The sequence below is a fragment of the Nocardioides sp. JS614 genome, assembly GCF_000015265.1.
In the GTDB taxonomy this organism is placed as follows: domain Bacteria; phylum Actinomycetota; class Actinomycetes; order Propionibacteriales; family Nocardioidaceae; genus Nocardioides.
In genome coordinates this window covers 1,301,438-1,325,860 of record NC_008699.1, presented here as the reverse complement: position 1 = coordinate 1,325,860, position 24,423 = coordinate 1,301,438, and the positions used below count along the sequence as shown (strand labels likewise).

Genomic DNA, 24,423 nt, shown 5'->3' with positions numbered 1-24,423 from the left:
CAGTTCCGGTTTCCCCGGTTCACCGGGGAAACCGCCGGCGGCGTCAGGCGAGCTCGACCAACAGCTGGCCGCCGGTGACGGCGTCGCCGGGCTTGACCAGGATGCTGCCGACGGTGCCGGCCGCCGGGGCGGTGATCTCGGTCTCCATCTTCATCGCCTCGAGCACCACCAGCACGGCGCCGGCCTCGATCTCCTGGCCCTCCTCGACCGGGATCCGGGCGACGGTGCCGGCCAGGGGGGCGCGCACGCCCTCGCCGTCGGCGGCGGGCGCGGCCCCGTTGACGGGCGCCCCCGCGGGCGCGGAGAAGGTCCCTCCGGCCATGAAGATGCCGAGCGTGGGCGGCTGCTCCTCCTCGACCTCGACCTCGACCTCGTAGACCTGGCCGTTCACGGTCACCTTGAGCTGCATGTCCTCACCTTCGCCTTGACCGGGCCCCGTCACCGGGCACCATGGATGATCCGGTGACCCTGCACCGCCACGCGACCCTGCTGGGCCCATGCCTGACCGGTCCGGTAGTGCACCTGCTTGACCTTCGCGCGGTGGCCCAGGAACGACGCCACCGCGGCGGAGATCGCGAGCACGACCTCCTCGGGGATCTCCTGCTCCTGCCGCGTCCGTACGGCGGCGACCTCGGCCTCGAGGGCCGCGACCCGCTCGGTGAGCTCGCGGACCGCCGCGAGCAGCTCCTGCATGTCGCTGCCGCTCACGTCGGGCCCAGCCCGTGCTTCTTGGCGGGCCGCAGCTCGCGCTTGCTGGCCAGCATCTCCAGCGCCCGCGAGATGTGCGCCCGGGTGCAGCACGGGTCGATGATGTCGTCGACCAGGCCCCGGCCGGCCGCGACGTACGGCGTGGAGAACGTCGAGCGGTACTCGTCGACCAGCTCCGCGCGCCGGGTGTCGGGGTCCTCGGCGTCGGCGATCTCGCGCCGGAACACGATCTCGGCCGCGCCCTCGGCGCCCATCACCGCGATCTCGGCCGTCGGCCAGGCGAACACCTTGTCGGCGCCCAGGTCCTTCGAGCACATCGCGACGTACGCGCCGCCGTAGGCCTTGCGCAGCACCACGGTGATCTTCGGGACCGTCGCCGCGGAGTAGGCGTAGAGCAGCTTCGCGCCGTGGCGGATGATGCCGCCGTGCTCCTGCGCGACGCCCGGCAGGAAGCCCGGCACGTCGACCAGGGTCACCAGCGGGATGTTGAACGCGTTGCAGAACCGCACGAACCACGAGCCCTTGTCGGAGGCGTTGATGTCGAGCACGCCGGAGATCACGCTGGGCTGGTTGGCGACGATGCCGACCGTGCGCCCGGTGATCCGGCCGAAGCCGATCACGATGTTCTGGGCGTAGCCCGCCTGCACCTCGAGGAAGTCCGCGCGGTCGACGATCCGCGCGATCACCTCGCGCACGTCGTACCCCTTCTTGTCCGAGACCGGCACCACCTTCGGCAGCTCCAGGTCCGGCTCGATGGTGTCGTCGGGGTCGACGATCGGCGGGTCCTCGGTGTTGTTCTGCGGCAGGAAGCTGAGCAGCTTCTTGGTGATCAGCACCGCCTGCTCGTCGTCGTCGGCCACGAAGTGGGTGACGCCGGAGCGCGCCATGTGCGCGTCCGCGCCGCCGAGCGCGTCGGAGGAGACCTGCTCGCCGGTGACCTGGGCGATCACGTTGGGCCCGGTGATGAACATGTGGGCCTTGCGGGTCTGGATGATGAAGTCGGTCAGCGCCGGGGAGTACGCCGCGCCGCCCGCGCACGGCCCCGCGATGATCGCGATCTGCGGGACCACACCGGAGAGCAGCACGTTGCTGTAGAACACCCGGCCGTAGCCGGCCAGGGAGCCGATGCCCTCCTGGACGCGGGCGCCGCCGGAGTCGTTGATGAACACGAACGGCGTGCCGGTGGTCAGGCTCGCCTGCATCATCGCGACGACCTTGTCGCTGTGCACCTCGCCCGCGGAGCCGCCGGCGACCGTGAAGTCCTGGCTGGCTACGTGGATCGGACGGCCGAGGACGGCGCCCTCGCCGGTGACCACGCCGTCGGCCGGGTAGTCGGCCTTGTCGAGCCCGAAGTACGTCGACTGGTGCCGGGCGAACATCCCCGTCTCCTGGAACGTGCCGGGGTCGATCAGCGCCTCGATCCGCTCGCGGGCGGTCAGCTTGCCCTGGTCGTGCTGCTTCTGCTGGCGGGACTCGCCGCCGCCGAGCTCGACCTTGTGGCGCCGCTCCGCGAGCTCGGAGGTGCGCTCCTCCATGGAGGCCTGGTGCTGCTTGTGCTTGCTCACCGGATTCCCTTCAGGCTCGCTCGACGGTGACGTCGTGCTTGCGGCCGTTCATCGAGACGGCGTAGTGGATGGGGCCCGTGACCGGGCCGGTGCCGGGCGCTGCGGCGGCGAGCTTCTCGGCCGCCTGCTGCGCGGGGTCCTTGCCGACGTTCCTCGGGCCCTCGGGCCGCTCGAGGAAGAACTTCGGCGCGACGCCCGGGAACATCGCGTAGGTCAGTACGTCCTCGTCGGTGCCGTCGGCACCCTCGAGGGCGTTGGCCTCGGCGCAGAGCTTGTCCCACTCGGGCTCGAGCAGGTCGGCAGGCCGGACCTCGATCGGCTCCTTCTTCGTCTGCAGCCGGGCGGCCTCGACGATCTCGGGGTCGCGGGGGCCGATCGCCTCGCCGTAGTAGCCCAGCATCAGGTCGGCGAACTCCGCGGTGAGCACCTGGTAGGGGCCCATCAGCACGTTGAACACGGCCTGGGTGCCGACGATCTGGCTGGACGGAGTCACCAGCGGCGGGTAGCCGGCGGCCTTGCGGACCCGCGGCACCTCCTCGAGGACCTCCTTGAGCCGGTCACCCGCGCCCTGCTGGCGCAGCTGCGACTCCATGTTCGAGATCATGCCGCCGGGGATCTGGCTCTTGAAGATCTCGGTCTCGACGCCGGTGATCGCGGACATGAACTCGGTGTACTTGGGCCGCACGACCGCGAAGTGGTCCTTGATCTTGAGCAGCCGCGCGTCGTCGAGCTTGGTCTCGTACGGCGTGCCCGCGAGCATCTCGACCAGCGACTCGGTCGGGTTGTGGCCGGGGCCCATCGAGACCGACGAGATCGCGGTGTCGACCACGTCGGCGCCCGCCTCGATCGCCTTCATCAGGCTGACCAGCGTCACGCCCGTGGTGGCGTGGCAGTGCACGTGCACCCGGACGTCCTGGCCCAGCGACTGCTTGATCGCCCCGACGATGTCGAAGGCCGGCTGCGGCCGCAGCAGCGCCGCCATGTCCTTGAGGCACAGCGAGTCGCAGCCGAGCTCCATCAGCTCGTGGGCCATGTCGACGTACCCCTGCACCGTGTGCAGCGGGCTCTCGGTGTAGCAGATGGTGCCCTGGGCGTGCTTGCCGACGCGGCGCACGGCCTTGATCGCCTCCCGCACGTTGCGCACGTCGTTGAGCGCGTCGAAGGTCCGGTAGACGTCCATGCCGTTCTCGGCCGACTTCTCCACGAACTTGTTGACGACCGTGTCCTCGTAGTGCCGGTAGCCGAGCAGGTTCTGCCCGCGCAGCAACATCTGGAGGCGGCTGTTGGGCAGCAGCCGGCGGAACGTGCGCAGCCGCTCCCACGGGTCCTCGTTGAGGAAGCGGATGCAGGCGTCGTACGTCGCGCCGCCCCAGCACTCGACGGACCAGTAGCCGGCCGCGTCGATGTCGGCGCACGCGTCGACCATGTCCTCGAGGGCCATCCGCGTCGCCATCAGGCTCTGGTGGGCGTCGCGCAGGATCAGCTCGGTGACCCCGATCTCTCGCCGTGCCGCGCTCACGCCGGCGGCGCCGGCGCCCCCTGTCTCGGTGTCGCCGTAGGTCATGACTTCATGCTGGCAGCCAGCACGGGGCCTGCCCCGGGTCGTTGGTCCCACGTCGGCGGGCCGTTGCCCGCCCGTCCCGGGACGTCGCGGGAACGGAGTCCCGGGACCCGCCGGACGACCTCAGTCGAGCACGCCCGGAGCGACCTCCTCGTCGTCGATCCAGTCCTCGGCGACGGTGCCGAACGGGTCGCGCCCGCCGTGTCGGTCGTCCTGCTTGCGCCCGCTGCGGGCACCGGCCGCCGCGCCCGTGCCACGACCGCCCGAACCGCGTGCACCGGCAGCGCCACGGCCGCCCGCGCCCCGGCCCGTGCCGCGTCCGGAGGCGACCCCGCTCGAGCGGGCCGCGGTCCCGCGCCCGGTGCTGCCCGGGCCGGACCCGACCGCAGCAACCCCGCCGGGTCGCCCGAGGGCACCGGTCACCCCCGCACGCGAGGTGGCGCCGATGCCGCGGACGCCGCCGGCCGTGGTCCCGGGGGCGGTGACGATGGGGCCGGCGACCCCGCCGCGGATGCCACCGGCCGCGAGGCCGGTGCCGAGCGGTCCGCCGCCGAGGCCGCCCGTGGCGGCGCCGGCCAGGCCGAGACCGAGGCCGCCGGGGCTGCCCACCGGTACGGCGCCGCCGAGGGCTCCGACGGGCGTCGGGCCGGGGACGTCGACGGCGCTGCCGCCCTGGGGCGCGCCGACGTCACCCGGTGCGGGCGGCGGCACGCCGTGGGTGCCGTGGGTGCCGTGGGTGCCGGGATGGTGGTGGCCGGAGCCGTCACCGGACCCGCCGGGCGGCCGGGTCGACGACGGGCCGTCGCCCCGGGGCCCGCTCCCGCCACCCGCCGGGACCGGGTGCGGCACGGCGCCGCCGGACCCCGCCCCCGACCCGCCGGAGGTGTCCGAGCCGGAGCCGGACGGCTCGGGGTCGGGCACCTTGTGGATGTCCTTCATCGTCGCGGTGGACGCGGCGAACACCCGGTCCAGGTGGTCGGCGCGGGCCTGGGCCCGGGCCTCCTGGTCGGCGTAGGCGAGGTCGTAGTCGCGTTGTGCCTGCCGCGCGGCGGCCTCCCTGGCGATGTCCTCGTCGGTGCGTGGACCCGGGCCCGCGACGTACGGCGCGGGCGCGGTCAGCGGCTGGTGCCGCAGCTGCTCCTGCTCGGCCCGCGCGGCGCCGATCGCCTCGGCCGCCGCCTGGAGCGCCGTACTGCCCCGGACCAGGTCGTCGGCCCGCCGGACCATGCCCTGGCTGGACCGCTGGAACGCGGCGTCGATCGCGGGCCCGGTCCGGCCGCCGATCTCTCGTCTGACCTCCGGCGAGGCGCCGTCGAGGGCGGCCGCGATGTCGTGCAGGATGCCGACGCACCGGACCCACTCCCGCGCGCTCGAGGTCACCGCGTCCTCGTGGGCGCCGGCCAGCGCCCGGTCCAGCCGCGCGCGCTGCGGGCCGCTCACCCGCCCACCCCGTCCGCGGGCCGCGTGGCTCCCGAGGTGGGCAGCGCGCAGGCGTCGTTCGTGGCGAAGCTGGTCGCCGCGACGCACGCGGTCGCCTGCTCGATCCGACGCAGGTCGGCTGCGCCCTGGGTGTCGGTGTCGCCCATCCGCGCCTGGTGGGCGCCGAGCTCGTCGCGGTAGCCGCGCAGGCCGGCCACCATCTCCAGGACCGCCTCGGCGACGTGCCGCTGGGCGAGGGAGGCGTGCCGGCCGAGGATCGCCCCCTGGGCGGACCCGCCGAACACGTCGCCGATGGGCGAGGGTTCGGCGGCCTCGAGCGCCGTGGCGCGGGACGCGAGCATCCCGCGCACCTCCTCGATCAGGTCGTCCGGAAGCCCGAGCGTCCCGAGCATGTCCACGGCGTGCATCTGCGTCGACCTTCCCCCGATGGAAGCGTGTCCGTCGACGGCCGCTTGCCCGCAACCCGGACGGCCCAAACCTGTCGGCTCACCCGGTTTGCCGACCGGGCGGCGTGGTTAGGCTCAGGCCCACGGGACACATCCGCACCCAGCTCGGGAGGACGACGTGCGCTCCTCGGTCCCCGCGGCCGCCGTGGTCGCGGTCCTGACGCTGGGCACCGCCTGCTCCGGCGGCGACCCGAGCGGCGCCGCACCCCCGGACCCGTCGCCCGGCGGCGCGAGCAGCAGCGCCGCCGGCTCCCCCGGTGCCACCGGTCCGGCCGACCCCACCGACGGCCCCGACAGCACCGCCTCCGCCGCGCCGACGGTGGCGCCCGCGACGGGGCCGCAGCTCTCGATGCCACACGCCCGGCTGCGGATCCCGAAGGGCTGGTTCGTCGGCGACCAGCTGGTCACCACCCAGAAGGACGGGCAGGACCCCGGCTCGACGTCGCTGCTGTCGCTCGGCGAGACCCCGGCGTTCGGCTCGACCGCCGGCCCGACCGAGCTCGGCCGGAACTCGTTGAAGGTCTCGCGCCGCATCTACCCGATGACACCGAAGCAGCTCCCCAACGCCGTCCTCGACGGCGTGGAGATGTACCACCTCGAGGGCCGGGCCCAGCCGCTGAACTGGCAGTCGGAGTACGGCGTGATCATCGACGACCGCATCATCGTGCTGCGGTTCCAGCTCTACGCCCGGATCCCGCCGGCCGAGCGACAGCGGATCGTCGACTCGGTGCTGGCGACCTTCGAGTGGAAGTGAGCCGGCGGCTCGGGTCTCAGCGGTAGCGCAGGGTGCCGGCGAACCACCGGTCGGTCCACAGCTTGTCGGTGCGCACGCGGGTGCCGGAGTACGGCGAGTGCAGCACCCAGCGGTGCCCGTGGTTGAAGCCGGCGTACACGCCGACGTGGTAGACGCCGCCGCCGTCGTAGAAGAAGATCAGGTCGCCGCGACGCATCGCGCCGCGCTTGATCCGCTTCGCGAAGTGGGCCTGGGCGGAGGACGTCCGGGGCAGGTGTTTGAAGCCGGCCTTGCGGTAGCTGAAGAAGGTCAGCCCGGAGCAGTCGAACGCGTGCGGGCCGGCGGCTCCGGACCGGTAGGGGTCGCCCTTCTGGTTGACCGCGATGCTGATCGCGTGGCCGATCTTGCGAGCCGTGGCCTGGCGAGCGGTCCGGTGCTTGGTCTCCCGGGCCGCGGTCGCGCCGTGTGCGTCAGGGACGGCGGGCGCCGTGGTCAGCAGGCCGACGACGAGGGCGGCGCTCGCGAGCGCGCGCAGGATGAGTGTCATGTGCGTGGTTCCTTCCCACGCCTGTGAGGTGAGCTGTCGGGTTCGGGCGTGGAAGGTGCCCGGCCACCGGCTGGTGGCTTCACCCCGAGTGGTCCGCGCGGACGACGAAGGTGGTTCCCCCACTCCTGCCCCGGATGTCGGCGACCGGTCGCGGACGGGCAGGACTCGGCGTACCCGCGGCCGGTGGTGCGTGGTGCAAACGGTCGAGGACGGTAGCCACAGACCCCGCCGGATCACGACCCGACGGACGGCCTCGGCCGTGGCGCGGGCCACACTCCCCGCCTGGATCCGCCGGCCCGTTGGACGAACGTCACACCCCGACGCGGCCCGCGTAGCCGCGGGGCCGGGATGCGGACTCGCGCGAGCTTCATCGGCCGGCCGATGAAACCGGAAGACCGGCCGGCGCAGCCGCAGGCCTCAGCCGGCGTCGGGGCGTGGGTCGACGAGCTCGAGGAGGTCGGCCACGGAGTCGACCACCCGGGTCGGCCGGTAGGGGAAGGTCGAGACCTGCTCGGGGCGGGTGGAGCCGGTGGTCACCAAGATGGTGCGCAGCCCCGCCTCCAGGCCGCTGATGATGTCGGTGTCCATCCGGTCCCCGACCATCACGGTCGTCTCGGAGTGTGCCTCGAGCCGGTTCAGCGCGCTGCGCATCATCAGCGGGTTGGGCTTGCCGATGAAGTACGGCCGCCGCCCGGTCGCGGTGCTGATCAACGCCGCGACCGAGCCGGTGGCCGGCAGCATCCCCTGCTGGCTCGGCCCGCTGGCGTCGGGGTTGGTGGCGATGAAGCGGGCCCCGGCAGCGACCAGCCGGATCGCCCGCGTGATCGCCTCGAAGGAGTACGTGCGGGTCTCCCCCAGCACGACGTAGTCCGGGTCGCGGTCGGTCATCACGTAGCCGATGTCGTGCAGCGCCGTGGTCAGGCCCGCCTCGCCGACGACGTACGCCGTGCCGCGCGGGCGCTGGTCGTCGAGGAACTGCGCGGTCGCCAGCGCGGAGGTCCAGATCGCCTCCTCGGGCACGTCGATGCCGCTGCCGAGCAGCCGGGCGCGCAGGTCACGCGGGGTGAAGATGGAGTTGTTGGTCAGCACCAGGAACCGGCGCTGCGAGGCCTTGAGCGCCTCGATGAACTCCTGGGCGCCCGGGATCGGCACCTCCTCGTGCACGAGCACGCCGTCCATGTCGGTCAGCCAGGTCTCCACGGGGCGAGTCGTCATGGCCGCCATTCTTGCCCAGGCCCCGACCCAGCGTCCTAGGAGTCAGCGACGGGGCAGCAGGACCTCGATGCCCTCGGCGGGATGCGACCCGGTCACCCGCCCGCCGAGCGCCTCGACCACGGAGGTGACCTGCGCGACCCGGTCCACGGGCTCGGCGCCGTGGTGGTCCTCCCGTCCGCGGCCCTCGCACTCGACGTGGATGCGCAGGTGGCCGGCCTCCTCGCCGTGGAAGACGATGCGCACCGGGCCGCTCCCGCGGCGGACGACGTCGGCCAGCAGCAGGTCGGTGACGTGCTCGACCGGGCCGGGTGTGTAGGTCAGCGAGAGCTCTCCCTCGGCGGCAGCGGTCAGCGACCGGGTGCGCACCCCGAGCCGGTCGGCCCACCGCTGCGCCAGCTGGGTCGCGAGGTCGACCAGCGGCAGCTCGGAGCCCGCCACCAGGCTGCCCCGCCGGGTCAGCTCGACCAGCTCGCCGGCGACCGCGCCGACCTCCTCGACCGCGGCCAGGCTGCGCGCCGCCGACTCCTGCACGTCGGCCGGCACGTCGTCGCGCAGCGTGAGGTCCTCCAGCTCGAGCCGCAGCCCGGTCAGCGGGGTGCGCAGCACGTGCGAGGCGTGCTCGGCGAAGTCGCGCTCGCGGTGCACCCGGTCCTCGAGCTGGTGCGCGCTGGCCCGCAGGGCGTTCGAGATCGCCCGCGCCTCGGGGATCCGGGTGCGCGGCAGCTCGAGGTCGAACCGGCCGCGGCCGAGGGCCGCGGCCGCGACGGCCAGCCGCTGGAACGGCGAGGAGAGCGCGGAGGCGATCAGGAAGCCGGCGATGCCGGCGACCACCGCGATCAGGACGAACAGCGCCGCGATCGACCCGGTGTCGCGCCCGACGATGTCACTGGCCACCTGCGGCGACTGGCTCACCGTGACCCGGGCTCCACGGACCGCGAGGACCGCGGCGAGGTCGTCCTGGGGGTCGTCGGTTCCGGTGTAGTCGGGGCCGCGGACCACGACCGCCGGGCCGTTCTCGGGGTCGTACTCGAGGCGGCGGTCCGGGCTGACCAGCGTCGTCAGGAACCGGTCGTCGATCGCCCCACCGGCCGCCTCCCGGTCGTCGATGATCGCACCGATCAGCTCGACCTCCTGGCGCAGGTGGCCGGCCTCCTGCTCCTGGATCAGGTCGCGCAGCACGAACGTCCGCACCGCGCCGGCGCCGAGGAGCAGGACGATGGTGAGGACGACGAAGGCGATCGTCAGGCGTTCACGCATCTGGGGTGCCGCCCTCGAGGCGGAACCCCACACCTCGAACGGCCACCACCCTGTCGGTCACGCCGACGCTCTCGAGCTTCTGGCGCAGCCGTCCGATGGTGACGTCGAGCGTCTTCGTCGAGCCGTACCAGTTCTCGTCCCACACGTCGGCCATCAGCCGGCCGCGCGAGACGACCTTGTCCCGGTTGGCGGCGAGGATGTTCAACACCTCGAACTCCTTGCCGGTGAGCGGGACCTCCTCGTCGCCGGCGTAGACCCGCCGGGCGTCCACGTCGATGCGCAGCCCGTCGGGCTTCGCGCCCTCGGCCGTGGCCGAGCCGGAGGAGGTACGGCGCAACAGGGCGCGCACGCGCGCCTGCAGCTCGGCCAGGCCGAACGGCTTGGCCAGGTAGTCGTCGGCCCCGTAGTCGAGCCCGACCACCCGGTCCAGCTCGCCCGCCCGGGCGGTGACGATCATGATCGCGCCCTCGAACCCCGCCTCCCGGGCCCGGCGGCACACCTCGAGGCCGTCGATGTCCGGGAGCCCGAGGTCGAGGATCACGACCTCGGGTGCGGTCGCCATGGTGTCCAGGGCCTTCTGGCCGCTGTCCACCCACGAGACGTCGTAACCTTCGCGCTCCAGCGTTCGGACGAGGGGGAACGCGATGTCCTCCTCGTCCTCGACCACCAGAACTCGTTGCGCCATGGGAGCGAGCATAGGGCCCGCGGCACCCGGCCCGAGGGCGGTACTCAACGTTCGCTCCCCTCGGTCGCGCGGGTGGCCGCACCGGGGACCGGCGCTTCCGGCTGGTCGGGGGCGTCGTGGCCGGTGGCCGCCACCCCCCGGCGGCGGCGGATCTCACTGGTGATCAGCAGCACCAGCAGCACCGCGGAGCCGGCCATCAGCAGGCGTGAGATCGGGTGGAAGATCACCAGGTAGCCGTAGCCGACCCACGGGAGCGTGTAGACGACCCGGGGCAGGGTCGGCTCCTTCGGGTGCAGCACCCACGGGTCGCGGACCGCCTCGGCGTCGCCCCGGGTGCGGATCCCGTCGGTCCCGATGCTGACGATCCGGTGCGTGACGAGCCCGTCGACGCCAGCGCCGGCGGGCGGCCGGAACGTGATCACGTCGCCGACCCGCAGGTCACCGACCGGGACCGCGCGCTCGAAGACGACCGACCCCTGTGAGATGCCGCCCGCGGCTCCGGAGTCCATGGAGTCGCCGGACATCACGTAGCGCTCCAGGCCGAGCCCGATCGGCAGCAGGACCAGGATCGAGACGGGCGCGACGATGACCACGAGCGCGAGCAGGCGCCCCCACGGCGTCGACGCCGGGCGGTGCGGGGAGGTCGTGATCTCCATGGGCGGATTTCTCCGAGATGTGGTCGGGGAGGACGGCCCGTCCGGCGCTCCCCCCCAACAGCGCCGGACAGGCTTCCCTCCGGGACGGTCGGGCCGCTCGGCGCTCCCCCCAGGCGCGCCGGACGACTCGTCCAGGTTCCGGGTCGGACGGCGACCGTCCGCGCGCCCCCCAGGTGCGCGGGCGGCCGACGTCGTCCCCGATGGTCGATCAGTGCCGGTCGGCCCTCCTCAGCCGAAGGATCCGGACGATCCAGAGGTCGAGTTCACCCACGTGTACGACGCCGACGCCGGGTCGCCCTGATTGGCGAACGGGGCGTCGTCCGGCAGGGACACCGTGAACGTGAACGTGCTGGACCCGTGGGACTCGACGGTGCCCACGTCCTGCGCGATGTCGCTCATGGCGGCGAAGTCGCCGTCGTACAAGGTTCGGCCGTCCTGGTCGATGACCAGGCGCAGCTCCCCGTCCGCGAACGGCGAGGGGTCTCCCGTCTCCTGGAAGGAGAGCCTCGACGGCGTGCCACCGGAGTTGCGGATGGTCACGCTGCGAGACACAGACTCACCGGGCTCGATCCTGCTGATCGTGAGGGTCGCGCCCTGGTGGTCGTCGGCCAGCAGCCGGATCCCGGAGGCTCCTTCGCCGGCACTCGTCCAGGGGACCCCCATCAACATGGCCAGCAAGCCGGCGCCGACGACGCTGCCCACAGGAAGAATGAGCTTCCTGGCCGTGGCGGCAGCTGTCGTGGTGGTCATGTCATCCCCTGGTGCTCCAGTGCTACACCGCCAAGGTAGGCAGGCCCGGTCCACACCCGATGAACACGATCTCCACGGAAGATCCACCGTTCGGTAACAGAAGGCGCCACCGTCCCGCACCGCCTCTGACCTGCGCAGATGCGATCCGGGGCAGCACTCAGCGGGGGCCGGCGAACAGGTCGCCGTGCTCCTGGACGCGCTCGAGCACCTCGTCGAAGCGGAACTGGCGCAGCGCCATCGGGTCCTGGGCGCCCGCCTCGACCTCGGCCCAGGCGAGCGGCGTCGCGACCGTGGGCAGCTCTCGCCCCCGCAGGGAGTACGGCGAGACGGTGGTCTTCGAGCCGGCGTTCTGCGACCAGTCCAGGAACACCTTCCCCGCGCGCCGGGCCTTGGTCATGGTCGCGGTCACCAGCGCCGGGTGCTCCCCCTGGAGCTCCTCGGCGACCGCCTTGGCCAGCGCCGAGGAGTCCTCGGACGGCACCCGCTCCGGCAGGTCGGCGTACAGGTGCAGGCCCTTGCTGCCGCTGGTGACCGGCTTGGCCGCCAGCCCGCGCTCGGCGAGCCGGTCGCGCACCATCAGGGCGACCCGGCAGCACTCGTGCAGGCCGGCCGGCTCCCCCGGGTCGAGGTCGACGACGACCCGGTCCGCGCCCCGCGGGCGGCCGCTGCGGTCGACGGTCCACTGGTGCACGTGCAGCTCGAGGGCCGCGAGGTTGACCAGCCAGGTGAGGGTCGCCAGGTCCTCGATGATCGGGAAGACCAAGGTATCGGAGCTGGACTGGGCGCGGCTGCCGGTCGTGGGGACCTCGGCGGTCCGCACCCACGACGGGGTGCCGGCTGGGGCGTTCTTCTCGAAGAAGCTGCCCTCGTGCACGCCGTGCGGCCATCGGATCCGGGTGACGCAGCGCCCCGCGAGGTGCGGCAGCAGCGTCGGCGCGACCTGGGCGTAGTAGTTGAGGACCTCCCCCTTCGTGGTGCCGGTGCGGGGGTAGAGCACCTTGTACAGGTTGCTGATGGTGAGGGTCCGGCCGTCCACCTGGACCCGGACCTCCTCCTTCTCGGGCTGCGCCATCAGCGGCCGATCGCGATCACGGGCTTCCGGTCCGGGTCGAGGCGGTCCATCAGCGACTTGATGAACCAGCGCGGTGCGCTCACGCAGCCGGCCGTCGCGCCCGAGCCGTTGACGTGCAAGAAGATCCCGGACCCGCGGTGGCGGACCTGGCGGCCGTTGAAACCGGTGACGATCGACCACTCGTACTGGACGGGGTAGTCGGAGAGCCGCTCGGAGGAGTTCGGGTCGCCGGCCGGCAGCCACCAGCGGAAGCCGCCCTGGCGCTTGTTGCGGTACCGGTTGTAGTGGTCCGACGCGTTGTCCTGCACCCAGAAGTCGCCCTTCCGGATCTTGCGGTAGTCGAGGTCCCAGCCCGGCCGCGCGCGGTGCGTGCCGAACGCCGAGGGCAGGTCGTAGGTGCCCAGCGGAGTCGTGCCGGTGCCCTGCCTGCGGTGCCGGCCGACGACCAGCCCGCCGTACCCGATCCGGCCGTCGGTGGCCCGCATCCGCTTCTGCCAGCCCTCGCCGGTCCGCACCCACCAGGTCACCCGGGCCCGGTAGCCCCGGGTGTGGTTGACGGTGACGACCTGGGTGGTGCCCGGGCGCAGGCGGACGTCGACGCCGTCGAGGCGGACGTGGTCGCGCGCCGCCTGCGCCGGAGGCGGCGCGACGAGCACGGTCGCGGCCAGCGCGACCGCGAGAACGAAGGGCGTGCCGACGGACATCAGGAGTGAACGGGCCATCAGGTGGAGCACAGGTCCTCCGGGGTGAGGTCGGAGCGAACCCCCTGGAACGAGGGCTGGCGCAGGCGCTGGTACCCACGACCGTGGGTGTCGATGTCCACGACCAGGACCGGCTCCAGCCAGCGGGTGCCCTGCGCGTCGGCGCGCGGCACCTCGTCGGCGAACGGGCTGGCGGGGCGGCCGAGCCGGGCCACCAGCTCGGCCAGCGCACGCCCCTGCTTCGGCCCGATCCCGCTGCCCACCCGGCCACGGTAGAGCAGCCCGTCGGCGGTCGGCTCCCCCACGAGCAGCGAGGCGAGCCGGTCGGCGGTGCCCTCCTGGGGGCGCCACCCGCCCACCACGTAGGAGACCCGGTGCCGGTGCGCGAACTTCAGCCAGTGCGGCGAACGCTCGCCGAAGGCGTAGCGGGAGCTGCGGCGCTTGCTGACGATGCCCTCGAAGCCCTGCTGGAGGGTGGCCTCGAACAGCATCGGCCCGTCGTCGTAGGAGCCCGGCACCTGCCAGGTGCCGTCCAGGCCGAGGCCGGCGAGCAGCTCCCGGCGTACGTCGAGCGGCTCGCCGGTCAGGTCGCGACCGTCGATCCGGAGCACGTCGAAGACCATGTAGGTCGCGGGCACCTCCCGCGAGAGCCGGGCCGCCGTGGCCGCCTTGCGCACGTGCATCCGGTCCTGGAGGGTGCGGAAGTCCGGCAGCCCGCGCTCGTTGAGCGCGATGATCTCGCCATCCACGAGCAGGTCGCGATCACCCAGCGGGCTGGTCGCGAGCTCGGGCCAGGCGATCGTGATCGCGTTCTCGTTGCGGCTGGTCATCCGCAGCGCGCCGTCGCGCACCTCGGTCAGCGCGCGGACCCCGTCCCACTTCACCTCGTGCGCCCAGGCCTCCCCCGTCGGGACCTGCCGACCATGGGTGGCGAGCATCGGGCGCATGGACTCCATCCTGCCGGACCGTCGACTGCGCACCGATGACTGCGGGTGTTCACATGAGTCACACTGGGCACCACCCCTTGGAGGAGGATGCGGATGCGTGCGATCTGGAAGGGCGCGGTGTCGTTCGGGCTCGTCAGCGTGCCCGTGAAGCTGTACGCCGCGACGGAGTCCCACGACGTCTCGTTCCGGCAGGTGCATGCCAAGGACGGCGGGCGGATCAAGTACCAGCGGGTGTGCTCGCTGGACGGCGAGGAGGTCGCCTACGCCGACATCGCCAAGGGCTACGAGACCGAGGACGGCGAGATGGTGGTCCTCACCGACGACGACATGGCCGAGCTGCCGTCGACGTCGTCGCGCGAGATCGCGGTCGAGAAGTTCGTGCCGTCCGAGCAGATCGACCCGATGCTGTTCGAGAAGTCCTACTACCTCGAGCCGGAGAAGTCCGGCGCCAAGCCCTACGCGCTGCTGCGCCAGGCGCTGCTCGACGCCGACCGGATGGCGGTCGTCACGGTCGCGCTCCGCCAGCGCACCACGGTCGGCGTGCTGCGGGTGAAGGACGCCGACAACGGACAGGTGATCGTGCTGCAGACCATGATGTGGCCCGACGAGATCCGCACCCCGGACTTCGTGGTGGACGCCGGCGAGGTCAAGCCGGCCGAGGTCAAGATGGCGAACATGCTGGTCGAGACGCTGGCCGGGGACTTCGACCCGGCGGAGTTCGAGGACGACTATGCCGAGGCGGTCGAGGCGCTGGTGAAGGCCAAGGTCGAGGGCGGCGAGGTCAAGCGCACACCGACGTCGACCAAGTCCTCCGGCGAGGTCGTCGACCTGCTCGCCGCGCTGCAGCGCTCGGTGGACGCCGCGAAGTCCGCCCGCGGCGAGGAGACCGCGGCCGGTCCCCGGGACGACTCCGAGGAGGAGGCCGAGGACCAGACCGAGCCCACGAAGAAGACCGCCGCCAAGAAGTCGGCGGCAAAGAGGGCACCCGCGAAGAAGACCGCCGCCAAGAAGTCGGCGGCCACGAAGGCCGCCACGAAGGCACCCGCCAAGAAGGCCGCCAAGAAGGCACCGGCCCGCAAGGCCAGCTGACCTGGAGCCGGCTGTCCGCAGGGGACACCGATGCGTTCCATCACGTTCGTCGAGCGGGCCGATGAGAACGCCGGCCCGGCCCGGTCGGACTCGTGAGCACCCGCCCGCCACGACCATGAGGAGCCCACGATGAGCAACGTCCCCGGAGCACCGACCTGGATCGAGCTGTTCGCGGCCGACACCGACACCGCCCGCACCTTCTACGGCGAGCTGTTCGGCTGGACGGTCCAAGGCAGCGGCCCGGAGTACGGCGGCTACGCGCAGTTCCTGCGCGACGGCGCGCCCGTCGCCGGGCTGATGCGCAACGAGGTGGGCCTGCCCGACACGTGGTCGGTGTACCTGCGCAGCACCGACGTCGCGGCCACGGTCGCCTCGGCCCGGCAGCACGGCGGCCAGGTCGTCGTCGAGCCGATGCAGGTGGGCGACCTCGGCCACATGGCGGTCGTCGCCGACCCCTCCGGGGCCGCGGTCGGCGTCTGGCAGCCGCTGGCGTTCGAGGGCACCGCCGTCCGCGCCGAGGTGGGCGCGCCGTCCTGGTTCGAGCTGCACACGACCGACTACCCGGCGGCGGTCGCCTTCTACCGCGACGTGTTCGGCTGGTCCACACACCAGATGAGCGACACCCCGGAGTTCCGGTACACGACGCTCGGCAGGGACGACGACGCGCTCGCCGGCATCATGGACGCCACCGGACACTTCGACGGGGCGCCGTCGACCTGGGTGTTCTACGTGCAGGTCGCGGACGCCGACGCCACCGTCGCCCGCGCCGTCGAGCTCGGCGGCAGCCTGCTCCCGGACAGCGGCCCGCACGACACGCCGTACGGCCGGCTGGCCGTGCTCGCCGACCCGGCCGGGGTGCAGCTCAGCGTCGTGGGCCCGAACCGGGGGTGAGCGCCCGGCCCCCTTCTTGCTGTAACGCCCGGTTACCGGTCCTACCGACCGTGCTGCAGCACGGTGGGAGGAAGGGGTAACACGGCGTTACAGCAGTCGCGTCAGTCGCCGCGGGCGGCCTTGGAGTCGGGGAACACCGCGTCGAAGCGGTGGTAGAGCCAGTCGCTGAGGCGGGGCGCGAGGATGTTGAGCAGCTCGCCCACGTCCCCGGCGCGGGTGTTCAGCGTCACCGGCCGGTCCTCCAGCGCGCGCAGCACCCGCGCGGCGGCCTGCTCGGGGCTGGCGCCGCGCCCGGCGTACGCCTCGGTCGGCGCGGACATCGCGGTACGCACCAGCGAGAACCGGATGTTGGTGAAGGTGACCCCGTCGCCGTACGTCTCCCGACCCGCGATCCGGCTCCACGTGTCGAGCGCGGTCTTCGAGGCGAGGTAGGCGCTGAACTTCGGTGCCTTCATCTGCACGCCCCAGCTGAGCACGTTGACGACGTGTCCGAAGCCCTGCTCGCGCATCGCCGGCAGGAGGCCCATCGTGAGGCGCACGGGTCCGAAGTAGTTGATCGCCATCGTGCGCTCGAAGTCGTGGAACCGGTCCTGGGTGAGGTCCAGTGACCGCCGGATCGACCGGCCGGCGTTGTTGACCAGGTAGTCGACGACGCCGTGCTCGGCCAGCACCTGCGCGACCAGCGCGTCGACGGCGTCGCCGTCGGTCAGGTCGCAGGGGTACGCCGAGGCCCGGCCGCCGGCCTCCTCGATCTCCTGCCGGACCCGCTCGAGCTCCTCGGCGCGGCGCGCCACGAGGAGGACGGTCGCTCCGGCCCGGGCCACCTCGCGGGCGGTCGCCTCCCCGATCCCGGAGGACGCCCCGGTGACCAGCACGGTGCGCCCGGCGAGCGGGCTGGCCGGGTCGTGGACGAGTCGGCGCAGCGCCCGGGCGGCGCGCGCCCGCGGCGTGGCGAGCAGCAGTCCCATGGGCCAGGACCGTAGCGGAGCCGGACGCACGAGGCGCGCGGGCGTTGACACGTCCGAACGGTCGTGCTTTTCTTGGGTCATGAGCAAGGGCACCGAGACCCGTGCCGCGATCCTCGACGAGGCGGCCGACCTGGCCTCCCGCGTGGGCCTGGGCGGGCTGACGATCGGCACCCTGGCCACCCAGACCGGGCTGTCCAAGAGCGGCCTGTTCGGCCACTTCTCCTCCAAGGAGACGCTGCAGATCGGCGTCCTGGGCCGCGCCCGGGAGCGCTTCGTCGACCGGGTGCTGCGGCCCACCGTCGCCACCCCCCGCGGAGAGCAGCGGGTCCGCGCGCTCTTCGAGCACTGGCTGGCCTGGCAGCAGGGCGGCCTCGCCGGTGGCTGCCTGTTCGTCGACGCCGTGAGCGAGTTCGACGACCAGGACGGCCCGGTCCGCGAGGAGCTGCTCCGCTCGGAGCGTGACAAGGCCGAGTCCGTGATGACGATCGTGGCCACGGCGGTCGCCGAGGGCGACTTCGCCGCCGACCTCGACCTCGAGCAGTTCGCCTTCGAGCTCGAAGGGATCATGCTCACCCACCACCACAGCTGCCGGATGCTGCGCGTCCCCGACGCCACCGACCGCGCCCGCACCGCCTTCGAGCGGCTCGTCGAGTCGGCCCGCCCGCGCTGACCCCACCGCCCCGGACCCACCACCGCCCCATCCCCCGAGAGGAACCGCCATGGCATCGTCAGGCGCTCAGAAACGCACGATCGTTCGTTCTATTATCCGGATTGGCTTCGGGCTGCTCGACCGGGTGGCGCCGGGGCTCGGCGCCCGGCTCGTGATCCGGATCTGGTTCCGGATCCCGCGCGGCATGCCGCTGGTCGCGCCGACCGGCGCCCCGTTCGAGGTGCGCTGGCAGGGCCGCACCCTGCGCGGTCAGGTCTGGGGCGAGGGTCCGCCGGTCTACCTGGTGCACGGCTGGGGCGGCAACGGCGACCAGATGCGGCACTTCGTCGAGCCGCTGGTCGCCGCCGGGCACCGGGTCGTGGCGTACGACGGGCCCTCCCACGGCCGCTCGGACGCGGGCCGGCACGGTCCGGAGACGACCGACGCGGTCGAGCTCGCCCAGGCCCTGGACGCCGTGGTCGCGGAGTTCGGCCCGGCGCGGGCGGTCGTGGCCCACTCGCTCGGCACGCTCTCCCTGCTCCTCGCCCTGCGGGACGGCTGGTTCACCGCCGAACGGGTGGTGCTCGTCGCGCCCGTGGACGGCGTCCCGGGGTTCACGGCGTACTTCCGCCGGCTCCTCGGCTTCGGCGACCGGGTCCAGCGGCACACCGAGCGGCTGGTCGAGGAGCGGACGGGCTACCGCCCCGACGAGCTCCAGACGCTGCTGCTCGCCGAGCGTCCGGGCCTGCCCGAGGCGCTGGTCGTGCAGGACCGCGACGACCGCAGCGTCGGCACCGGTCTCGCCCGCGAGCTCGCCGCCGGCTGGCCGGGCGCGACGTACCTGGAGACCCGCGGCCTGGGCCACAGCCGGGTGCTGGCCGATCCTGACGTCGTCGCGAGCGTGGTGCGGTTCGTGGCCGACGAGGTGGCCGATGCCCGTGACGAGCTCGCCTCCTGAGCCGCCCCTGGGCTCAGCGCCGGTTCCGGTTTCCCCGGTTCACCGGGGAAGTTGGAACTTCTGGCCCGAAACTTCGGCCCAACAGTTCCGGTTTCCCCGGTTCACCGGGGAAACCGACCAAGGGCACGCCGCTCGCCTCAGGTGGTCTCCCAGCAGAACAGCCGGGCGGCGACGAGGGTGACCACAACCGCGAACGCCGCGAGGATGCCCATCGGGGCAGGGCCGCGGCCGAGGATGCCGAAGAACTCGCCCTCGCCGACCTGGAGCCTGACGCCGTCGACCGCCCGCAGCTCGCCGTACGTCATGGTGAGGTCGGCGACCGCGATCGCCGGCATCAGGCGGGGTCGCCCGCGAGCAGCGGCCACGGCCGGGCGGCCTCGAGCTGCGCGGAGAGGGAGAACAAGGTCGCCTCGTCGTCGGTACGGCCGACCAGCTGCACGGCGACCGGGAGGCCGTCCGCAGCGAGGCCGCAGGGCACCGACGCAGCCGGGTTGCCGGCCACGTTCCAGAGCGCGGCGTAGGCGATCGAGGGCATCGCCCGCAGCGAGGCGCGCACGGTGCCGACGCCGTCGAGGCGGCCGACGCGGGGCGGCCGGTGCGCGATCGCCGGGGTGAGCAGCACGTCGACGTCCTCGAAGACCCGGTTCGCCTTGGCGGCGACCTGCTCGGTCGTGCGGAGCGCGCGGTCGATGACCTTGGGCGTCACCCAGGACCCGAGCCGGTAGGTCTCGCGGGTGCGGCGCTCGAGCCGCTCGAAGTGCTCGACCTGGTCGGCCTCGGTGCGGATGCCGGCGAAGAACTGCGGCACGAACGCGGCCGTCGGGTCCGGGTAGCGCGGGTCGACCTCCCGGACGTCGTGGCCCAGGTCGGTCAGCAGCCGGGCGGTGTCCTCGACCGCGCGGACGTGCACCGGGTCGGGGCGCACGCCCAGGGTCACCGGCTTGACCGACCAGCCGATCCGCAGCCGCCCCGGCTCGCGGCCGGCGGCCGCCACGAACGGCTCGTCGCCGCCGGCGGTGTAGAGGTCGCCGGCGACGTTGCCGCGGATCGCGTCGTAGACCAGCGCGCTGTCGAGCACGCTGCGGGTCAGCGGCCCGGCGGTGCCCAGCGCCCACCACAGGTGCGGGTGCGGGGCGGTGGTCACCCGGCCGCGCTGGGGCTTGAGCCCGAACAGCCCGCAGCTGGCGCTCGGGATCCGGATCGAGCCGCCGCCGTCCCCACCCATGCCGGCCGGCACCATTCCGGCCGAGACCGCCACGGCGGTCCCTCCGCTGGAGCCGCCCGGGGTGCGGCTCGGGTCCCAGGGGTTGCGGGTCACACCGCGTGAGGCGGACTCGGTGAACGGGAACGCCCCGAACTCCGGCATGGTCGTCTTGGCGACGATCACCGCACCGGCCGCGCGGAGTCGGCGTACCACCTCGGCGTCCGCGTCGGCCGGCGTCGAGTTGGCCTCGCCGCCGAACGTGGTCACCGTGCCGGCGACGTCGATCTCCTCCTTGATCACGACCGGTACGCCGTGCAGCGGGCCGATCGGACCGCCGGCGACCAGCGCCTCGTCGCGCGCCTGCGCCTCCGCGATCGCCGCGTCGACCAGGAGCTGGGAGATGGCGTTCAGCCCGCGGTCGCGCTCCTCCATACGGGCCAGGGCGTGCTCGACCACGCCGCGCGCCGAGGCCTCACCCCCCGCGACCAGTCGTGCGGTCTCGGCCACCCCGGCTCGGGAGAGATCGGTCATGCGCCCAGGCTATGGGCTGGCGGGGCCGATCGCGCGGCTCGGTGGTCCGGAAACCTTGTGGTTTGGTCACCAACGGCGGGACCTCGCCCCATCCAGGTCCCGCCGTTGGTGACCAAACGACAGCATTTCGGGAGCCGCGGCAGAGGGCCGGACGGTCACGCGAGCGAGTCGAGCCAGGCGCGGTGGAGGTCGGAGAAGCGGCCCGACCCGCCGGCGACCAGCTCCGCGGGCGAGCCGTCCTCGACGATCCGGCCGTGCTCCATGACGATCACCCGATCGGCGATCTCCACGGTCGAGAGCCGGTGGGCGATGATCACGGCGGTGCGGCCGGCGAGGACGGTGCGCAGCGCCCGCTGGACCAGGCGCTCGCTCGGGATGTCCAGCGAGGAGGTCGCCTCGTCGAGGATCAGCACCGCGGGGTCGGCGAGGAACGCCCGGGCGAACGCCACCAGCTGGCGCTGGCCGGCGCTGAGCCGGCCGCCGCGGTTGCTGACGTCGGTGTCGTAGCCCGCGGGCAGCGTCCGGATGAAGTCGTCGGCACCCAGCGCCCGCGCCGCGGCGACCACCTCCTCCCGGGTGGCCGTCGGGCGGCCGAAGCGGATGTTGTCGGCGACGCTGCCCGAGAACAGGTAGTTCTCCTGGGTGACCATCACGACCCGGTCGCGCAGCGTGTCCGAGGCCAGCTCGCGCAGGTCGACGCCGTCGAGCAGCACCCGCCCCGAGGTGGGGTCGTAGAAGCGCGTGGCCAGCTTGGCGAGGGTGGTCTTGCCGGCGCCGGTGGTGCCGACCAGCGCGAGGGTCTGCCCGGCGGGCACGGTGAGGTCGAGGTCGGGCAGCACCGGCCGGCCCTCGACGTACGCGAAGCCGACGTGCTCGAAGCGCAGCTCGCCGCGGGCCTCCGGCAGGTCGCGCGGACGCTGCGGTTCGGGTACGCCGGGCTCCTGGTCCAGCACGCCGGCGAGCTTGTCGAGCGCGGCCGACGCGGACTGGAAGGTGTTGTAGAACTGCGAGATCTCCATCATCGGCTCGAAGAACTGCCGCAGGTACAGCAGGAACGCGGCGAGCACGCCGACGGTGACCTCGCCCTGGTAGGCGCGGTAGCCGCCGTAGAGCAGCACCAGCGCGATGGTGACGTTGCCGATCAGGCGGATGCCGGGCATGAACCAGGCGACCAGCCGGAACGCCACCAGGTTGGCGGCGCGGTACTGGTCGTTGACGTCGTCGAAGATCTCCTGGTTGCGTGGCTCGCGGCGGAAGGCCTGGACCGCGCGGATGCCGCCCATCGACTCGACGAAGTGGACGATGACCAGCGCGACCTTCTCGCGGGTGACCTGGTAGCTGCGCGCCGACTCCTTGCGGAACCAGTTCGTCAACCAGGCGAGGAACGGGCCGCACAGCAGCGCGACCAGTCCGAGCTTGACGTCGAGGAGCAACAGGATGCCGGCCGTGCCGACCAGGGTGAGCGCGGCGGTGACCAGGCCGTCGAAGCCGGTCTCGAGCATCTCGTAGATGGCGTCCACGTCGGAGGTCTGCCGCGAGATCACCCGCCCGGAGGTGTAGCCGTCGTGGAACGCCGGGCTGAGCACCTGGAAGTGACGGAAGACCCGGCGGCGCACCTCGAAGAGCACGTCCTGGCCGATCCGGCCCGAGCGCACGAGGAACAGGTTGCGCGAGAGGGCCTGCACCAGCGTGGCGACGAGCACCGCCCCGACGACGAGGAACAGGGGCTCGAGGTCGCCGGACTCCTGGATCGGCGGGATGCCGGTGTCGATGCCCTCCTTGACCAGGTAGGGGATCGAGAGCCGCGCGGCGTTCTCGACCACCACGATCAGCACGAGGGCCTGGATGGCGCGGCGGTACGGCGCCAGCAGCTCGCGCAGCAGCCGTCCGGAGCCACCCCCGAGCCGACCGGCGGTCATCCGCTCCGCCGCCTCGTCGGCGTCGACCTCGGCCACGCCCCGCCAGCGCCGGACGTCGGTGTCGTCGTCGGTGTTGCTCCCGGGGCCGGTCGTCATGCCGCACCACCCTCGGTGTCGTCGAGGGCCTCGGCGGCCAGGAGCTCCTGGTAGGCCGGCACGGTGGCGAGCAGCTCACGGTGATCGCCGACGTGGGTGACGGTGCCGTCCTGGATCAACGCCACCCAGTCGGCGAGCAGCACCGTCGAGGCGCGGTGGGCGACCACCAGGCCGGTGGTGTCCGCGAGCACCCGGCGCAGGGACTCCTCGACCAGCCGCTCGGTGTGCACGTCGAGCGCCGAGAGTGTGTCGTCGAGGACGAGGACCCGAGGACGGGCGAGCACCGCCCGGGCCAGGGCGAGGCGCTGGCGCTGGCCGCCGGACAGCGCCATCCCCTGCTCGCCGATCCGGGTGTCCAGGGCCCACGGCAGGTCCCGGGCGAACCCGGCCTGGCTGACCTCGAGCGCGGACTCGATCTCCTCCTCGGTGGCGTCGGCGCGGCCCAGGGTGAGGTTCTCCCGGGCGCTCATCGAGAACAGCGTCGGCTCCTCGAAGGCGGTCGCGACGAGCTGGCGCAGGTGGCTCAGGCGCAGCTCGCGGACGTCGACGCCGTCGATGGTGACCCGGCCGGCGGTGACGTCGTACAGCCTCGGCACGAGCGCCGTGAGGATGGTCTTGCCGGACCCGGTCGCGCCGACCAGCGCGACGGTCTCCCCCGGCGCGATGTCGAGGTTGACGTCGCGCAGCACCAGCTCACCGGGCGCGTCGGGGAACGCGAAGTCGACGTGCTCGAAGCGCACGTGGCCGCGGGGCCGCTCGATCTCACGGGTGCCGGTCACGATGGCCGGTGCGGTGTCGAAGATCTCCAGGATCCGGGCGGCCGCGGTCATCGCCTCCTGGGCCATCGCGAGGATGACGCCGAGGGAGGCGACCGGCCACACCAGCGAGAGCATCAGGGTGATGAACGCGACCAGCTCGCCGGGGGTCAGGTAGCCCTTGCCGACGCCGATCGAGCCGAGCAGCAGCACCACGACCACCGCCAGGTTGGGGATCACCTCGAGGAAGGTCCAGAACTTCGCCGACAGGCGGACCTTGTCCATGCTGGTCGCGTGGAGGGTGCGGGCGGCGGCTTCGTACTGCGCGGACACGTGCTCGCTGCGCCCGAAGGACTTGATCACGCGGATGCCGACCGCGCCCTCCTCCGCCAGGGTCGCGAGGTCGCCCTGCTCGTCCTGGACCCGGCGGGAGACCAGCACGTAGGACCGCTCGAAGCGCATCGAGAGCCACACGATCGGCGCCGCGGTCGCGGCGACGACCAGGCCGAGCGGCCAGTACATCTCCAGCAGCACGACGGTCACGACGCCCAGCTGCAGCACGTTGGTGATCAGGAAGATCAGCCCGAAGCCGCTGAACCGGCGGATCGCGGACAGGTCGGTCGTGGCCCGCGAGAGCAGCTGGCCGGACTGCCAACGGCTGTGGAAGCTCATCGGCAGCTGCTGGAGGTGGTCGTAGAGGTCGCCGCGCAGGGCCGTCTCCAGGTCGAGCACGGTGGCCGACTGGACCCAGCGGCGCCACCACACCAGCACCGCCTCGAGCACCCCGAGGGCGAGCGCGAGCAGCCCGAGGCCGATCAGCCCGCGGAGCTCGTGGTGGGTGATCGGGCCGTCGATGAGGGCCTTGGTGACCAGCGGGATCGCGATCGAGAGCCCGACCCCGCCGAGCGAGGCGAGCAGCATGATCGACATCGACAGCGCGTGCGGGCGTAGGTACCCGCGCAGCCGCCAGAGCGAGTGCACGCCGGCGGGTGGGTCCTGGTCGGGCGAGGGGCCGAGAGGGTCGCGCATCGTTGCTCGATCCTAGGTCGGCCCGCCGACACCGGGCGACGGGTTATCGGC

Annotated in this window: 25 protein-coding genes and 1 riboswitch; of the genes, 5 read left to right on the top strand and 20 right to left on the bottom strand. The window is 72.9% G+C overall.

Annotated features, from left to right (window positions below; all coding sequences use genetic code 11):
- Positions 1-43 precede the first annotated feature (43 nt).
- From NOCA_RS07735 to NOCA_RS07710, 6 genes are all read right to left on the bottom strand, one after another.
- Positions 44-409 carry a biotin/lipoyl-containing protein gene (locus NOCA_RS07735; protein WP_011754712.1) on the bottom strand — a complete coding sequence of 122 codons (366 nt, stop codon included), beginning with the start codon at positions 407-409 and terminating at the stop codon, positions 44-46.
- Between the two features lie 29 nt (positions 410-438).
- Positions 439-708: a DUF3322 domain-containing protein gene (locus tag NOCA_RS07730; protein ID WP_041546372.1), complete on the bottom strand. Its 270-nt coding sequence runs from the start codon at positions 706-708 to the stop codon at positions 439-441.
- Positions 705-2,243 carry an acyl-CoA carboxylase subunit beta gene (locus NOCA_RS07725; protein WP_041547225.1) on the bottom strand — a complete coding sequence of 513 codons (1,539 nt, stop codon included), beginning with the start codon at positions 2,241-2,243 and terminating at the stop codon, positions 705-707. Before NOCA_RS07725 ends, NOCA_RS07730 begins: the two co-directional genes overlap by 4 nt.
- 40 nt (positions 2,244-2,283) lie before the next feature.
- Positions 2,284-3,837, bottom strand: coding sequence for a methylmalonyl-CoA carboxytransferase subunit 5S (locus tag NOCA_RS07720; protein WP_011754709.1), 1,554 nt, complete (start codon positions 3,835-3,837; stop codon positions 2,284-2,286).
- 120 nt (positions 3,838-3,957) lie between these two features.
- The gene (locus tag NOCA_RS27465) at positions 3,958-5,274 is read right to left on the bottom strand and encodes a hypothetical protein (RefSeq protein ID WP_011754708.1); all 1,317 of its coding nucleotides are present in this window, start codon (positions 5,272-5,274) and stop codon (positions 3,958-3,960) included.
- Complete coding sequence (locus NOCA_RS07710) at positions 5,271-5,681, bottom strand: hypothetical protein (RefSeq protein WP_041546371.1); 411 nt, start codon at positions 5,679-5,681, stop codon at positions 5,271-5,273. The genes NOCA_RS27465 and NOCA_RS07710 overlap by 4 nt, the downstream gene beginning before the upstream one ends.
- 157 nt (positions 5,682-5,838) lie before the next feature.
- Between NOCA_RS07710 and NOCA_RS26775 the strand changes: the two genes are divergently transcribed.
- Positions 5,839-6,474, top strand: a complete 636-nt coding sequence (locus NOCA_RS26775) for a hypothetical protein (protein ID WP_011754706.1) — start codon at positions 5,839-5,841, stop codon at positions 6,472-6,474.
- Between the two features lie 16 nt (positions 6,475-6,490).
- Here NOCA_RS26775 and NOCA_RS07700 read toward each other — a convergent pair whose 3' ends face one another.
- From NOCA_RS07700 to ligD (NOCA_RS07660), 9 genes are all read right to left on the bottom strand, one after another.
- A complete protein-coding gene (locus NOCA_RS07700) occupies positions 6,491-7,000 on the bottom strand; it encodes a C40 family peptidase (protein ID WP_011754705.1) in 510 nt (169 codons plus the stop codon).
- Positions 7,001-7,005: 5 nt separating this feature from the next.
- Positions 7,006-7,153: riboswitch (cyclic di-AMP (ydaO/yuaA leader) on the bottom strand.
- A gap of 264 nt (positions 7,154-7,417) precedes the next feature.
- Positions 7,418-8,224 carry an HAD-IIA family hydrolase gene (locus NOCA_RS07695; protein ID WP_011754704.1) on the bottom strand — a complete coding sequence of 269 codons (807 nt, stop codon included), beginning with the start codon at positions 8,222-8,224 and terminating at the stop codon, positions 7,418-7,420.
- Positions 8,225-8,257: 33 nt separating this feature from the next.
- Positions 8,258-9,472 (bottom strand): HAMP domain-containing histidine kinase, encoded by a 1,215-nt coding sequence (locus NOCA_RS07690; RefSeq protein ID WP_011754703.1) that lies wholly within the window; start codon positions 9,470-9,472, stop codon positions 8,258-8,260.
- The gene (locus tag NOCA_RS07685; protein ID WP_049774542.1) at positions 9,465-10,157 is read right to left on the bottom strand and encodes a response regulator transcription factor; all 693 of its coding nucleotides are present in this window, start codon (positions 10,155-10,157) and stop codon (positions 9,465-9,467) included. Before NOCA_RS07685 ends, NOCA_RS07690 begins: the two co-directional genes overlap by 8 nt.
- Before the next feature lie 44 nt (positions 10,158-10,201).
- Positions 10,202-10,813, bottom strand: a complete 612-nt coding sequence (locus tag NOCA_RS07680) for a S26 family signal peptidase (RefSeq protein ID WP_011754701.1) — start codon at positions 10,811-10,813, stop codon at positions 10,202-10,204.
- Positions 10,814-11,041: 228 nt separating this feature from the next.
- Entirely contained in the window at positions 11,042-11,563 is a 522-nt protein-coding gene (locus NOCA_RS07675; protein ID WP_011754700.1) for a hypothetical protein, read from the bottom strand.
- 157 nt (positions 11,564-11,720) lie between these two features.
- A complete protein-coding gene (gene ligD / locus NOCA_RS07670) occupies positions 11,721-12,635 on the bottom strand; it encodes a non-homologous end-joining DNA ligase (protein WP_011754699.1) in 915 nt (304 codons plus the stop codon).
- Positions 12,635-13,357, bottom strand: a complete 723-nt coding sequence (locus tag NOCA_RS07665) for a L,D-transpeptidase family protein (RefSeq protein ID WP_011754698.1) — start codon at positions 13,355-13,357, stop codon at positions 12,635-12,637. The genes ligD (NOCA_RS07670) and NOCA_RS07665 overlap by 1 nt, the downstream gene beginning before the upstream one ends.
- A complete protein-coding gene (gene ligD, locus NOCA_RS07660) occupies positions 13,357-14,283 on the bottom strand; it encodes a non-homologous end-joining DNA ligase (RefSeq protein ID WP_041546370.1) in 927 nt (308 codons plus the stop codon). The genes NOCA_RS07665 and ligD (NOCA_RS07660) overlap by 1 nt, the downstream gene beginning before the upstream one ends.
- Positions 14,284-14,376: 93 nt before the next feature.
- On the opposite strand from ligD (NOCA_RS07660), the gene ku reads away from it, so the two are divergent.
- On the top strand, positions 14,377-15,372 hold the full coding sequence (ku, locus tag NOCA_RS07655; RefSeq protein ID WP_011754696.1) for a non-homologous end joining protein Ku: 996 nt from the start codon (positions 14,377-14,379) through the stop codon (positions 15,370-15,372).
- A gap of 129 nt (positions 15,373-15,501) precedes the next feature.
- On the top strand, positions 15,502-16,263 hold the full coding sequence (locus tag NOCA_RS07650) for a VOC family protein (RefSeq protein ID WP_011754695.1): 762 nt from the start codon (positions 15,502-15,504) through the stop codon (positions 16,261-16,263).
- 101 nt (positions 16,264-16,364) lie between these two features.
- Here NOCA_RS07650 and NOCA_RS07645 read toward each other — a convergent pair whose 3' ends face one another.
- A complete protein-coding gene (locus tag NOCA_RS07645) occupies positions 16,365-17,231 on the bottom strand; it encodes an SDR family NAD(P)-dependent oxidoreductase (RefSeq protein ID WP_197687674.1) in 867 nt (288 codons plus the stop codon).
- Between the two features lie 79 nt (positions 17,232-17,310).
- On the opposite strand from NOCA_RS07645, the gene NOCA_RS07640 reads away from it, so the two are divergent.
- Together NOCA_RS07640 and NOCA_RS07635 are read left to right on the top strand one after the other, a co-directional pair.
- Positions 17,311-17,901, top strand: coding sequence for a TetR/AcrR family transcriptional regulator (locus NOCA_RS07640; RefSeq protein WP_011754693.1), 591 nt, complete (start codon positions 17,311-17,313; stop codon positions 17,899-17,901).
- 49 nt (positions 17,902-17,950) lie between these two features.
- Positions 17,951-18,838 carry an alpha/beta fold hydrolase gene (locus NOCA_RS07635; RefSeq protein WP_011754692.1) on the top strand — a complete coding sequence of 296 codons (888 nt, stop codon included), beginning with the start codon at positions 17,951-17,953 and terminating at the stop codon, positions 18,836-18,838.
- A 137-nt stretch (positions 18,839-18,975) separates the two neighbouring features.
- Here NOCA_RS07635 and NOCA_RS07630 read toward each other — a convergent pair whose 3' ends face one another.
- The 4 genes from NOCA_RS07630 to NOCA_RS07615 form a co-directional block, all read right to left on the bottom strand.
- Positions 18,976-19,173 carry a hypothetical protein gene (locus NOCA_RS07630; protein WP_011754691.1) on the bottom strand — a complete coding sequence of 66 codons (198 nt, stop codon included), beginning with the start codon at positions 19,171-19,173 and terminating at the stop codon, positions 18,976-18,978.
- A complete protein-coding gene (locus NOCA_RS07625) occupies positions 19,173-20,573 on the bottom strand; it encodes an amidase (protein WP_011754690.1) in 1,401 nt (466 codons plus the stop codon). The genes NOCA_RS07630 and NOCA_RS07625 overlap by 1 nt, the downstream gene beginning before the upstream one ends.
- Positions 20,574-20,728: 155 nt before the next feature.
- Positions 20,729-22,588, bottom strand: a complete 1,860-nt coding sequence (locus NOCA_RS07620; protein ID WP_011754689.1) for an ABC transporter ATP-binding protein — start codon at positions 22,586-22,588, stop codon at positions 20,729-20,731.
- Complete coding sequence (locus NOCA_RS07615; protein WP_011754688.1) at positions 22,585-24,372, bottom strand: ABC transporter ATP-binding protein; 1,788 nt, start codon at positions 24,370-24,372, stop codon at positions 22,585-22,587. Before NOCA_RS07615 ends, NOCA_RS07620 begins: the two co-directional genes overlap by 4 nt.
- Between the last annotated feature and the right edge of the window lie 51 nt (positions 24,373-24,423).

Coding starts and splice junctions, on each gene's coding strand:
- NOCA_RS07735 (WP_011754712.1), bottom strand. CDS start 409: ATGCAGCTCAAGGTGACCGTGAACGGCCAGGTCTACGAGGTCGAGGTC.
- NOCA_RS07725 (WP_041547225.1), bottom strand. CDS start 2,243: ATGGAGGAGCGCACCTCCGAGCTCGCGGAGCGGCGCCACAAGGTCGAG.
- NOCA_RS07720 (WP_011754709.1), bottom strand. CDS start 3,837: ATGACCTACGGCGACACCGAGACAGGGGGCGCCGGCGCCGCCGGCGTG.
- NOCA_RS07710 (WP_041546371.1), bottom strand. CDS start 5,681: ATGCACGCCGTGGACATGCTCGGGACGCTCGGGCTTCCGGACGACCTG.
- NOCA_RS07700 (WP_011754705.1), bottom strand. CDS start 7,000: ATGACACTCATCCTGCGCGCGCTCGCGAGCGCCGCCCTCGTCGTCGGC.
- NOCA_RS07695 (WP_011754704.1), bottom strand. CDS start 8,224: ATGGCGGCCATGACGACTCGCCCCGTGGAGACCTGGCTGACCGACATG.
- NOCA_RS07690 (WP_011754703.1), bottom strand. CDS start 9,472: ATGCGTGAACGCCTGACGATCGCCTTCGTCGTCCTCACCATCGTCCTG.
- NOCA_RS07685 (WP_049774542.1), bottom strand. CDS start 10,157: ATGGCGCAACGAGTTCTGGTGGTCGAGGACGAGGAGGACATCGCGTTC.
- NOCA_RS07680 (WP_011754701.1), bottom strand. CDS start 10,813: ATGGAGATCACGACCTCCCCGCACCGCCCGGCGTCGACGCCGTGGGGG.
- NOCA_RS07675 (WP_011754700.1), bottom strand. CDS start 11,563: ATGACCACCACGACAGCTGCCGCCACGGCCAGGAAGCTCATTCTTCCT.
- ligD (WP_011754699.1), bottom strand. CDS start 12,635: ATGGCGCAGCCCGAGAAGGAGGAGGTCCGGGTCCAGGTGGACGGCCGG.
- NOCA_RS07665 (WP_011754698.1), bottom strand. CDS start 13,357: ATGGCCCGTTCACTCCTGATGTCCGTCGGCACGCCCTTCGTTCTCGCG.
- ligD (WP_041546370.1), bottom strand. CDS start 14,283: ATGCGCCCGATGCTCGCCACCCATGGTCGGCAGGTCCCGACGGGGGAG.
- ku (WP_011754696.1), top strand. CDS start 14,377: ATGCGTGCGATCTGGAAGGGCGCGGTGTCGTTCGGGCTCGTCAGCGTG.
- NOCA_RS07650 (WP_011754695.1), top strand. CDS start 15,502: ATGAGCAACGTCCCCGGAGCACCGACCTGGATCGAGCTGTTCGCGGCC.
- NOCA_RS07645 (WP_197687674.1), bottom strand. CDS start 17,231: ATGGGACTGCTGCTCGCCACGCCGCGGGCGCGCGCCGCCCGGGCGCTG.
- NOCA_RS07640 (WP_011754693.1), top strand. CDS start 17,311: ATGAGCAAGGGCACCGAGACCCGTGCCGCGATCCTCGACGAGGCGGCC.
- NOCA_RS07635 (WP_011754692.1), top strand. CDS start 17,951: ATGGCATCGTCAGGCGCTCAGAAACGCACGATCGTTCGTTCTATTATC.
- NOCA_RS07630 (WP_011754691.1), bottom strand. CDS start 19,173: ATGCCGGCGATCGCGGTCGCCGACCTCACCATGACGTACGGCGAGCTG.
- NOCA_RS07625 (WP_011754690.1), bottom strand. CDS start 20,573: ATGACCGATCTCTCCCGAGCCGGGGTGGCCGAGACCGCACGACTGGTC.
- NOCA_RS07620 (WP_011754689.1), bottom strand. CDS start 22,588: ATGACGACCGGCCCCGGGAGCAACACCGACGACGACACCGACGTCCGG.
- NOCA_RS07615 (WP_011754688.1), bottom strand. CDS start 24,372: ATGCGCGACCCTCTCGGCCCCTCGCCCGACCAGGACCCACCCGCCGGC.